Genomic DNA, 11,883 nt, shown 5'->3' with positions numbered 1-11,883 from the left:
CCTCTTGCTCGTTAGTTACGGTACAGCACCTTGATGATGTGGTAGCCGAACTGGGTTTTGACCGGGCCAAATGGTTTGAGCAGCTCGCAGGAAAACACCGCCTTGTCGAAATCCGGCACCATGTCGCCTTTACGGAATTCTCCTAAATCACCGCCATTACGCTTTGACGGGCAGGTCGAGTGTTTTTTTGCTAACTGCTGGAAATCCGCTCCCTTCTCCAGTTGAGCCAGAATGTCGGTGGCCTGTTGTTCGGTATCCACCAGAATGTGCAATGCTGCCGCGGTATTTGCCATAGTACGCTCCTTGAGCAAAGGGAAAGCCGATGTTGCAAGGCACAGCCTAGCACCCCCTTATCAGGAAAGGAAATGCGGGGCGCGTTCAGAAACGGATTAACGGAGCCTCGCGCCGACACGGACTTTTGCTACACTCCTCTTCTGTTACAATCCCTTTCTGTTTGAACGTCGAGCACGAAATACCATGCGCATGAATCCCAGCCAACAACACGCCGTTGAATTTGTGACCGGTCCCTGTCTGGTGCTGGCCGGGGCGGGGTCCGGCAAAACTCGCGTGATTACCCAGAAAATTGCCCACCTGATCCGAGGCTGTGGCTATCAGGCGCGTCATATCGCCGCGGTGACCTTTACCAACAAGGCCGCCCGGGAAATGAAGGAGCGTGTGGCGCAGACGCTGGGTCGTCAGGAAACGCGTGGTCTGCTGATTGCGACGTTCCATACGCTGGGGCTGGAGATTATCAAGCGCGAATACGCGGCGCTGGGCATGAAATCCAACTTTTCATTGTTTGACGATCAGGATCAACTGGCGCTGCTCAAAGAGCTGACGGAGCTGTGGCTGCAAAATGACAAAGATTTGCTGCAACAGCTGGTGTCCGCCCTGTCCAACTGGAAAAACGACCTGATTGACCCGGCGCAGGCGGCGGCGCAGGCGCGTTCGGAGCGGGACCGGTTGTTCGCGCATTGCTACCGGTTGTATGACGATCATCTGCGAGCCTGCAACGTGCTGGACTTTGATGACCTGATCCTGCTGCCGACGTTGCTGCTCAAACGTAATGAAGAGGTGCGCGAGCGCTGGCAAAACCGTCTGCGTTATCTGCTGGTGGATGAATATCAGGATACCAACACCAGCCAGTACGAACTGGTGAAGTTGCTGGTGGGCAACCGGGCGCGTTTTACCGTGGTGGGCGACGACGACCAGTCGATTTACTCGTGGCGAGGGGCGCGCCCGCAGAACTTGTCGCTGTTGCAGCAGGATTTTCCGCAGTTGCAGGTTGTCAAACTGGAACAGAATTACCGTTCGTCCGGGCGCATTCTCAAGGCCGCCAACATCCTGATCGCCAACAATCCGCATGTGTTCGAAAAACGGCTTTACTCAGAGCTGGGGTACGGCGAAGAGCTGAAAATCATCACCGCCAATAACGAAGAGCATGAGGCCGAGCGGGTGGTGGGCGAGCTGATTGCCCACCACTTTATCCAGAAAACCCAATATGGCGATTACGCCATTCTCTATCGCGGTAATCATCAGTCCCGGCTGTTCGAAAAAGTGCTGATGCAGAACCGTATCCCCTATCGCATTTCCGGCGGCACGTCGTTTTTCTCTCGCCCGGAAATCAAGGATTTGCTGGCTTATTTGCGTGTGCTGACCAACCCGGAAGACGACAGCGCGTTTTTGCGTATCGTGAATACCCCCAAACGTGAAATCGGCCCGGCGACGCTGCAAAAATTGGGTGAGTGGGCCAGGCAGCGTAACCGCAGCCTGTTTAATGCCAGCTTCGATATGGGACTGAGTCAGACTCTGAGCGGGCGCGGGCTGGAGTCATTGCAGCGTTTCACCCAGTGGATGGGTGACATTGCCCGCCTGGCGGAGCAGGAGCCGGTGAAAGCGGTACGCGATTTGATCCACGGGCTGGATTACGAAAGCTGGTTGTACGAAACCTCGCCCAGCCCGAAGGCCGCGGAAATGCGCATGAAAAACGTCAATACGCTGTTTACCTGGATGACGGAAATGCTGGAGGGCAGCGATCTGGACGAGCCGATGACGCTGACTCAGGTGGTCACCCGGTTTACCCTGCGCGATATGATGGAGCGCAACGAAGCCGAGGAGGAGTTGGATCAGGTGCAACTGATGACGCTGCACGCCTCCAAAGGGCTGGAGTTTCCTTATGTGTATCTGGTCGGCATGGAGGAAGGATTGTTGCCGCACCAGACCAGCATCGATGAGGACAATGTCGACGAGGAGCGCCGTCTGGCCTATGTCGGCATCACCCGGGCCCAGAAAGCGTTAACGTTCACCCTGTGCCGCGAACGGCGGCAATACGGCGAGTTGATCCGCCCGGAGCCAAGTCGTTTTTTGTTGGAGCTGCCGCAAGATGATGTGATGTGGGAAACCGAGCGCAAAGTCGTCAGCCCACAGGAGCGGATGCATAAAGGGCAAAACCACCTGGCGAATCTGCGTGCTCAATTGGCGAAGGCCAGAGACAAAGGCTAAAGCGGGAAGCGGACACGCCGGGCGCGATGGCTCGGCGTGTCGAGGCTTACTATCAGGGGGTAACGGTTTTACCGTCTACGGTCACGTTTTTCACGGTACCGAATTTCCACGGTGAAGAACCGCTGCGCAGGTTGCTGAACGTCAGGTTGTTGAACTGGCTGTCGCTCAGATCGCTAATTGACGTCGGGCTTACGCCGCTGAGTTTCATATTGCTGAAGATAAACTGGCTATGCCAGATATCTTTGCTGCTGTCGCCGGTGATCTCAATCGCCGGGTTTGAGCCGGTGCTGTCCTGCACGGTGACGTTTTTGACGGTGAAATTATAGAATCGTGCGGGCACTTTGGCCGGGGTATAGTCGATGGTGCCGTTGTTGTCGGCGTAACTTAACGTCACGATGACGGCCTGTTTGGCCAGGTTTTTCATCGCGCTGTTGCGGAACACGATGCCATGTGCGCCGCCGCCGATGGCCGGGGCGCTCTTGGCGCGCAGACCCACATCGTTCTGGGTTATCACGTTGTTTTCCGCCAGGACATCGACAATGCCTGCGCCGGTGTGGCTACCTAACACCACAGCGCCGTGGCCGTGACGGAAAAAGTTGTTGAACAACCAGGCGTTTTGCGAAGGTTCTTGCTTCTGTGCGTCCTGGCCCATCCCTGCTGCGAAGTTGATGCTATCGTCCCCGGTATCGAACACGCTGTTGAATACCATGATGTTTTGGCTGTTGCCAAATTCGACGCCATCGCCATTGTTGGCATTGAACGTCTGGTGGATAACGCCGTTTTCCACCACATTTTCGCTTTCCAGGAACATGATGCCGTGGTTAGCCGGGTTGCGGATGGTGACATCGGCGATATAAGCGTTTTGGACGCCGCGTAGGGTGACCAAACTGGAGCGGCGCTGGCTGTAGGCGGTTTTGGTATCCATGCCGGTAGCCACGGCCGCCGCAACCTGGTTTTTCGCCAGGATGCCATCTTTGCTCACTTTGCTGTTATCACTCTTCACGTACTGCGGCAGGGTATTGCCCAGTTCATCTTTGACATCCGCACTGCGTTTCCAGCCGTTGCCGTCGATAATGCCTTTACCGACGATACGGATGTTTTTAAAGGTGCCCACAGCCGAGTTGTTTTTATCGATAGCGTTCAGCAGTGAAGCAGGGCGTACCTGCGAGACGTAGCTATAAATTTTATACGCATCGGGATAGTCGGCCGCATTGTCCGACCCGAGCAGCGTTGCACCCTGCAACAGATTCAGCGTCATATCGCTTTTCAGCCACAGAGCGCCGGTTTTGAACACCCCGGCCGGAACGTCGATACGGCAACCGGTTGGGCAGGCATCAATCGCTTTCTGAATCGCGCTGGTATTGAGCGTAGTGCCGTCGCCTTTGGCACCGTACTGGGTGATGTTGATGACTTTGGGTACCGCGGTGGTGGTAGCGGTAACCGTGTTGCTGTCGGCCGAAGTTGTGCCATCGGCATAGACCGTACGAACGGTAAACTGATAATCGGTGCCGGCTTTCAGCCCATCGACTTTAGCGTTTTGCAGGATAATTCGGTGGTGAAAATTCGCGGCGTCACTTTTGTAGAACGCGCTGATGTACGGTTTGGCCGGCGAGTTTTTGTCATTGTTTTGGCTGGCGAGTCCAATCAACTGGCCATTTTGGTAAATCTGATAGTCGGTAATGTTGGACGTGTCTTCCGGCGCGTCCCACACCAGCATCACGCTGTGATCATCGTAAGAGAGTGTAGGGATCTGTAACTTTTGCGGAGCCTGAGTAGTACTGGTTGCGGCTAATGCCGGGGTGCCGAACAGGCATACCGATACCAGCGACGCCAGAGCATGACGCCGGGAAATTGTGGTCATTCTCATCCTTGTTCCTTAGAGCTATTTATAGTTTAAGTTCAGATAACGGTCCGAACTCGGGCTGGACACACAGCATGACGCCCAACGCGAAACGGTGTTTTATAAAAATACATCCCGTATTTCTTTTTTCCCCGGAAGGGATCACAAATTAGTCGAGGGGATAAAAGAAAGGGGTAACGAATTGTTACCCCTCCGGTAGATGGCGAGTTTTGTGCCGACAGACCGACCCGCAAACTTTTGCTCATGATGTCATCGCCAGCGAAAGACCACAGCGGCGTTGGCGTTAAAGAGATATACCCCGACAGGCGTAAGTAATCAGGTCGTACTGTTGCCTCAGAAGGCGGCAGGCACGGTTTGTCCATTCACCGTGACATTTCTCACTGTGCCGAAATTCCACGGTGAGGTGCCGCTACGCAGGTTGCTGAATACCAGATTGTTGAACTGGCTGTCGCTCAGGTCGCTGATTGACGTCGGCATCACGCCGCTGAGTTTCATGTCGCTGAAATTCAACTGGCTGTGCCAGATGTTCTTGCTGCTGTCGCCCACGATTTCAATCGATGGATTCTTGCCGATGCTGTCCTGCACCGTGACATTTTTGACGGTAAAATTATAGAAATGAGCGGGAATGCGGGCTGGCGTATAATTGATTGTGCCGGTGTTGTCTACGTAATTCAGGGTTACCATCACGGCTTGTCTCGCCAGGTTCTTCATCGCGTTGTTGCGAAAGATGATGTCGTGCGCGCCGCCGCCGATATCGGGTGCGCTCTTGGCGCGCAAGCCGATATCGGTTTGACTCATCACGCTGTTTTCCGCCTGTATGCCGATAATGCCTGCCCCGGTATGGCTACCTAACACTACCGCACCGTGACCGTGACGGAAGTAGTTGTTGAACAGCCAGACATTCTTAACCGGCGCCTGATTCTGGGCCTGCTGACCCATACCGGAGGCAAAATTGATGCAGTCGTCTCCGGTATCAAACACGCTGTTGAACACCATGATGTTCTGGCTGTTGCCGAATTCCACTCCATCGCCATTGTTGGCGTTGAACGTCTGATGGGTGACGCCGTTTTCCACCACATTGCTGTTTTCCAGGATCATGACGCCGTGGTTGGCGGGATTGCGGATGGTAACGTCGGCGATGTAGACGTTCTGTACGTTGCCCAGGCTGATCAGGCTGGAGCGACGCTGATTGTAGGCGGTTTTAATGTTTATGCCGCTGGCGACGGCGGCCTCCACCTGATTTTTCGCCAAAATCCCGTCCAGACTGACTCTGTCGCTATCACTCTTCACATACTGCGGCAGGCCGTTACCGAGTTCATCGTTAACATTAGCGCTATGCTTCCAGCCGTTGCCGTCAATGATACCTTTGCCGGTGATGCGGATATTCTTGAGCTTGCCGCCGCTGGAGTGGTTTTTGTCAATCGCGTTGATAAGCGACGCTGGGCGCGATAGGGATGAATAAGCACTATTGCTGTAAGTGTCGGGATAATCCGACGGTTTGTCGGATCCAAGCAACGTCGCACCTTGTAACAGATTCAGCGTCATGTCGCTTTTCAGCCATAGTGCACCGGTTTTGAAGACGCCAGGCGGAATGTCGACTCGACAGCCAATCTGACAGGCGTCAATGGCCTTTTGAATCGCGGCGGTATTGAGCGTGGTGCCGTCGCCTTTGGCGCCGTACTGGGTGATGTTGATCACCGGCGGCGCGGCGGTGGTGGTCACGGTGACGGTATTGCTGTTAGCGGAGATGCTGCCGTCAGCATAGACCGCGCGCACGGTGAACGCGTATTCGGTGCTGGCTTTCAGCCCGCTCACTTTCGCGTTCTGCATGATTACCCGGCGGTGAAAATTACCGGTATCGTTTTTATAGAACGCGTTGATATAGGGCTTGGCCGGGGAATTTATGTCGTTATTCTTGCTGGCAAGGCCGATAAGCTGGTCGTTCTGATAAATCTGGTAATCGGCAATAACCTCTGTGTTTTCCGGCGCATCCCAGACCAACACCACGCTATGATCGTCATAGGACAGCGTAGGAATCTGGAGCTTTTGCGGCACAGGAAACGCCGCTGCCAGCATGGGCGTGCCAATCAGACATAGCGCCGCCATTGATGCCAGAACAAAACGACGTGGCCGTATGATGATTTCCATTCTTGCTCCTTAATTCGTTTTGAATCGATTAACCGTGTTGTTCCGGACGAAATAGTTCTCGCTTCAAAATAGCGTTTTATAAAAATAGATGCTGTATTTGAACGTGGATGCAGATTAATCGGCGGAAAGAACAGAAAGGGGTAACCAATTGTTACCCCCTGAGGCGGCCGACAATGCCGGTTGGGGACGTACTGCGGTGGGGTCGTAGCCGTGTGAGCTGCCGAAGCGCTCCACGGCGTGATGTTGCCTGAAAACACCGACTGGCCGAAAGCGGTTTGCCGGTAGTATCAAGAGGCAATCGTTTGTTACCTCTTACTTTTGCTGTCAGACGGTGTGTTCTTCGATGAGGAGCGGCCAGTGCACATAGCTTTGCCACAGACTTTCTTGCGAGAGAGTTTCGGCCCTGAGCGGATGTTGATCAAGCCAACCTGCAGGTAGGATAACGCGCAGGCTTTCGCCTTCCACCCGTAGCCGAACGGCTGGCAGCGTGTCGTCGCGTCGGCGACTGGCAAAGATAATCGCCAGTCGCAGCAGGCGGCATAACCGCTGCGCCAGATTAACCGGCAGAGCGTTTTGTTGAGTTAGCGGAATAGGATCGATGGTATTGCTTTGGTTTTGCAGGAGCGTCGCCAGGAGTTTTTTCTGGGCGGGTGTAAAACCGGGTAGATCGCTGTTGCGAACCAGATAGGCGGCATGAAACGGCGCCTGACGAAAATCGACGCTCAGGCCGATTTCATGAATCAGACCGGCGCTGCTCAGTAATTCCCGACATCGTCCATCCAATTGCCAATCACGCGCCACCTGTTGCAGAAAATTGTCCGCCAGCAGCCTGACTCGTTGCGCCTGTTCGCTATCCAGCAAGTAGCGGCGTTGCAGGTTTTGCAATGTACGGTGGCGAATATCCTGCTCAATCGGCAGGTGCAGCATACCGTAGACCAGGCCTTCCCGCAGCGCGCCGCCTGCCAGTGTCATCGAATCGATGTCCAACTCCTGAAAGATTGCCAGCAAGATAGACAAACCGCTGGGAAATACCAACGCTCGCTCCAGCGTCAGCCCTTCAATTTCCAGCTCTTCCAGTTTGCTGCACTGAATTGCGCGTTGTTTCAACTGGCGCAGTTTACCGAGGGTGATGTATTCGTCCATCCCCTGCGCCACCATGATTTCCTGCAACGCCTGTACCGTACCGGATGCGCCGACGCAAATCTGCCAGCCCTGTCGGCGCAGGATATCTTTCACCGGTTGCAGCATTTCGCGGGCGGCTTGTTCGGCCCGATCAAAATGCGCCGGGGTCAGATCGCGATCGGTAAAGTAGCGTTCCAGCCAGGTGACGCACCCCATCGGCAGGCTGAATAGTTGAGTATGGTGGGCGCCGGTGCCGGTCGCCAGTTCGGTGCTGCCGCCGCCGATATCCACCACCAGCCGCTGCTCCGGCCCGCCGGTGGTATGGGCAACGCCCTGATAGATTAGCCGTGCTTCTTCTTCGCCGCTGATAACCTGAATCGGCAGGCCCAGAATGTGCCGTGCTCGTTCAAGGAATTCATCGGCGTTGGTGGCCAGCCGCAACGTAGCCGTCGCCACTACCCGCACCTGTTGCGCCGGAATATCCTGCAACCGTTCGGAAAACAGCGCCAGGCATTGCCAGCCGCGCTGCATTGCCTCGGGTGAGAGACGATTATTGGCATCCAACCCGGCGGCAAGCCGGACTTTGCGCTTGATGCGAGCCAACGTCTGTACGCTGCCTGCCACCTCGCGCACCACCAGCATATGAAAACTGTTGGACCCTAAATCAATCGCGGCGTAGAGAGAAGAAGAGCTCGGCATCGGCATCGGCAACTCAACCCGGTCGTTTTCGATTGTTACGGGGCGCACCGCTGCGACGAGGCGCGCCGGGACGGCGAGGACCACCGCTGGTGCGCGGACGGCTCAAGCGCTTCGGCTCCGGCAGGTCGGTCAGCAGGGCTTCACTGCGGTATTTGCTTACCGGAATACGATGGCCGGTGTAGTCTTCAATGGCCGGCAAATTCAGTGCGTACTCTTCACACGCCAGGCTGATGGAACAACCGCTGGCGCCGGCACGACCGGTACGGCCGATACGGTGCACATAGTCTTCGCAATCGTCGGGCAGATCATAGTTGAATACGTGGGTCACGGACGGAATATGCAGACCGCGCGCCGCCACATCGGTGGCCACCAGAATGTCCAGGTTGCCCTGGGTGAAATCTTCCAGAATGCGCAGCCGTTTTTTCTGCGCCACGTCGCCGGTCAGCAGGCCGACGCGGTGACCATCGGCGGCCAGATGGCCCCAGATATCTTCGCAACGGTGCTTGGTGTTGGCGAAAATGATGCAGCGATCCGGCCACTCTTCCTCGATCAACGTTTGCAGCAGGCGCATCTTCTCTTCATTGGAAGGGTAGAACAGCTCTTCCTTGATGCGGTGACCGGTTTTCTGCTCCGGTTCCACTTCGACGTATTCGGCGTTGTTCATCTGCTCAAACGCCAGTTCCCGCACGCGGTAGGATAAGGTGGCGGAAAACAACATGTTCAGGCGTTGATTGGCCGGCGGCATTCGGCGGAACAACCAGCGGATGTCCTTGATAAAGCCAAGATCGTACATGCGATCGGCCTCATCCAGCACCACCACCTGAATCGCACCCATATTAACGTGGTTCTGCTTGGTGTAATCGATTAAACGGCCGGTGGTGCCAATCAGAATATCGACGCCGTCTTCCAGCACTTTCAGCTGTTTATCGTAGCCGTCGCCGCCGTAAGCCAGCCCCAACCGCAGGCCGGTCGCCTTTGCCAGCGCTTCGGCATCGGTATGGATCTGTACTGCCAGTTCACGTGTCGGCGCCATAATCAGGGCGCGGGGTTGATTGGTCTGGCGTTCGCTGGAGGCGGGGTGAGTTAACAAATAATGAAATGTAGACGCCAGAAACGCCAGCGTCTTGCCTGTTCCTGTTTGCGCCTGGCCCGCTACGTCACGGCCTGACAGGGTCAGCGGCAACGCCAGCGCCTGAATGGGCGTGCAGTTATGAAAGCCTTTTTTTTCAAGAGCTTCAATAACCTGCGGATGCAGTGCGAAGTCGGAAAACTTCTGTTCGGTTAAGTGTGTTTTGCTCATAGCGTGGTAGAATATCAGTTAACTATTGCTTTACGAAAGCGTATCCAGTGAAATAAAGTCAACCTCATAGTTGGTTAATGCTACACCAACTGGGTAGAGACAATCCTGCGGAGTAAAACATGAGCGATAAAATTATTCATCTGACAGACGACAGCTTCGAGACGGACGTATTGCGGTCTGAACATGTAACACTGGTTGATTTCTGGGCTGACTGGTGTGGTCCCTGTAAAATGATTGCTCCGATTCTGGATGAGATCGCCGATGAGTTCGAGGGCAAACTGAAAATCGCCAAGCTCAACATCGATGACAACCCGGCTACCGCGCCGAAATACGGTATCCGTGGTATCCCGACGCTGTTGCTGTTCAAGAACGGCGAAGTCGCCGCAACAAAAGTCGGCGCGTTGTCCAAGGGCCAATTGAAAGAGTTTCTGAACGCTAATCTGTAATCCATCACCTACGCTTTCCTGGGCGGCAGGGGAGGATGAGATTTTCTCATTCTGACCGCTGGACGCCCACCGGGAAGCGTGCTAGATTCGTCAATACTGCATATCGTACTTACCTTATAGTTTGAGCCCTTAGGCTTGAGCCTGAAGTTAGAATCTAAAGTTTTATCCCATATCAGATTCGGAAATCATTAATTTTCAATGCGTTAGTGCCCTTTCTGGCGATCTGATAGTTTTACATTAATTTAGTTTTACGGTGTCTTCGACCTTTTGTCATGTGTGTGCGTAGCATCAGTGCCATTGAGCCTGAGCAACAATATGCCGACGCAACACAATGCCGACGATTGAAGGCTGTTAAGCGGCATGGATGTTCCTGCCATACCATTCACGTTAATAGTTCGAGATTTACCCCGAGTTTAAGAACCCACCATTATGAATCTTACCGAATTAAAAAATACGCCAGTGTCTGAGTTAATTACTCTTGGCGAAAATATGGGGCTGGAGAATCTGGCTCGCATGCGTAAACAGGATATTATTTTCGCTATCCTCAAGCAGCACGCGAAAAGTGGTGAAGACATCTTTGGCGATGGCGTACTGGAAATATTGCAGGATGGTTTTGGTTTCCTCCGCTCCGCAGACAGCTCCTACCTCGCCGGCCCTGATGATATCTACGTTTCCCCCAGCCAAATCCGACGCTTCAACCTCCGCACTGGCGACACCATTTCCGGTAAGATTCGTCCTCCGAAAGAAGGTGAACGCTATTTCGCGCTGTTGAAGGTTAACGAAGTTAACTATGACAAACCGGAAAATGCCCGCAGCAAAATCCTGTTTGAAAACCTGACGCCGCTGCACGCCAATTCGCGTCTGCGTATGGAGCGCGGTAACGGTTCTACCGAAGACCTGACCGCTCGCGTACTGGATCTGGCCTCGCCGATCGGTCGTGGGCAGCGTGGCTTGATCGTCGCGCCGCCGAAAGCCGGTAAAACCATGCTGCTGCAAAACATCGCTCAGAGCATCGCTTACAACCATCCTGATTGCGTGCTGATGGTGCTGCTGATTGATGAACGTCCTGAAGAAGTGACGGAAATGCAGCGCTTGGTGAAAGGGGAAGTGGTTGCGTCAACCTTCGACGAACCCGCCTCTCGCCATGTTCAGGTTGCCGAAATGGTGATCGAGAAAGCCAAGCGCCTGGTTGAGCACAAAAAAGACGTGATTATTCTGTTGGACTCGATCACCCGTCTGGCCCGTGCTTACAACACCGTGGTGCCGGCATCCGGCAAAGTGCTGACCGGTGGTGTAGACGCGAACGCCCTGCATCGTCCGAAGCGTTTCTTCGGTGCGGCCCGTAACGTTGAGGAAGGCGGCAGCCTGACGATCATCGCTACCGCGCTGATCGATACCGGTTCGAAGATGGACGAAGTGATTTACGAAGAGTTCAAGGGCACCGGTAACATGGAATTGCACCTGTCTCGTAAGATTGCTGAAAAACGCGTGTTCCCGGCCATCGACTACAACCGCTCCGGTACCCGTAAAGAAGAGCTGTTGACCACGTCCGAAGAGCTGCAGAAAATGTGGATTCTGCGCAAGATTATCCATCCGATGGGTGAAATCGATGCGATGGAGTTCCTGATCAACAAACTGGCGATGACCAAAACCAACGACGAATTCTTCGATATGATGAAACGTTCGTAATCGGTGATGCCATCGATGCCGTAAAAGAAAACGCCACAAACGCCACGATGCCGTGGCGTTTTTTATTTCTGTCCGGGCGGTTTTTTCTGCGTTGGCGGACATGCAGTGTCTTTGCG

Annotated in this window: 8 protein-coding genes; 3 read left to right on the top strand and 5 right to left on the bottom strand. The window is 54.4% G+C overall.

Annotated elements, in window-relative coordinates; genetic code table 11:
• Nucleotides 1-11: 11 nt before the first annotated feature.
• Entirely contained in the window at nucleotides 12-311 is a 300-nt protein-coding gene (gene ppiC / locus FDP13_RS10990) for a peptidylprolyl isomerase PpiC (protein WP_071526225.1), read from the bottom strand.
• A gap of 166 nt (nucleotides 312-477) precedes the next feature.
• Here ppiC and rep point away from each other — a divergent pair, with 166 nt between their 5' ends.
• Nucleotides 478-2,502 (top strand): DNA helicase Rep, encoded by a 2,025-nt coding sequence (rep, locus tag FDP13_RS10985; protein ID WP_033576420.1) that lies wholly within the window; start codon nucleotides 478-480, stop codon nucleotides 2,500-2,502.
• Nucleotides 2,503-2,554: 52 nt separating this feature from the next.
• On the opposite strand, the gene FDP13_RS10980 is transcribed toward rep, so the two are convergent.
• From FDP13_RS10980 to rhlB, 4 genes are all read right to left on the bottom strand, one after another.
• Nucleotides 2,555-4,369: a glycosyl hydrolase family 28 protein gene (locus FDP13_RS10980; protein WP_033576419.1), complete on the bottom strand. Its 1,815-nt coding sequence runs from the start codon at nucleotides 4,367-4,369 to the stop codon at nucleotides 2,555-2,557.
• 327 nt (nucleotides 4,370-4,696) lie between these two features.
• Nucleotides 4,697-6,511, bottom strand: coding sequence for a glycosyl hydrolase family 28 protein (locus FDP13_RS10975; RefSeq protein WP_143839447.1), 1,815 nt, complete (start codon nucleotides 6,509-6,511; stop codon nucleotides 4,697-4,699).
• A gap of 324 nt (nucleotides 6,512-6,835) precedes the next feature.
• Entirely contained in the window at nucleotides 6,836-8,332 is a 1,497-nt protein-coding gene (ppx, locus tag FDP13_RS10970; RefSeq protein WP_033576428.1) for an exopolyphosphatase, read from the bottom strand.
• A gap of 13 nt (nucleotides 8,333-8,345) precedes the next feature.
• Entirely contained in the window at nucleotides 8,346-9,632 is a 1,287-nt protein-coding gene (gene rhlB, locus FDP13_RS10965; protein WP_012767938.1) for an ATP-dependent RNA helicase RhlB, read from the bottom strand.
• Nucleotides 9,633-9,751: 119 nt separating this feature from the next.
• Here rhlB and trxA point away from each other — a divergent pair, with 119 nt between their 5' ends.
• Both trxA and rho read left to right on the top strand, forming a co-directional pair.
• Nucleotides 9,752-10,078, top strand: a complete 327-nt coding sequence (gene trxA, locus FDP13_RS10960) for a thioredoxin TrxA (RefSeq protein WP_012767939.1) — start codon at nucleotides 9,752-9,754, stop codon at nucleotides 10,076-10,078.
• Between the two features lie 429 nt (nucleotides 10,079-10,507).
• Entirely contained in the window at nucleotides 10,508-11,767 is a 1,260-nt protein-coding gene (gene rho, locus FDP13_RS10955) for a transcription termination factor Rho (protein WP_012886501.1), read from the top strand.
• The last annotated feature ends 116 nt before the right edge of the window (nucleotides 11,768-11,883 follow it).

The organism is Dickeya sp. ws52, assembly GCF_007210685.1.
Lineage (GTDB): Bacteria > Pseudomonadota > Gammaproteobacteria > Enterobacterales > Enterobacteriaceae > Dickeya > Dickeya chrysanthemi.
The sequence above is the reverse complement of the archived record's forward strand: the minus strand, read 5'-3'. Positions and strand labels throughout refer to the sequence as shown.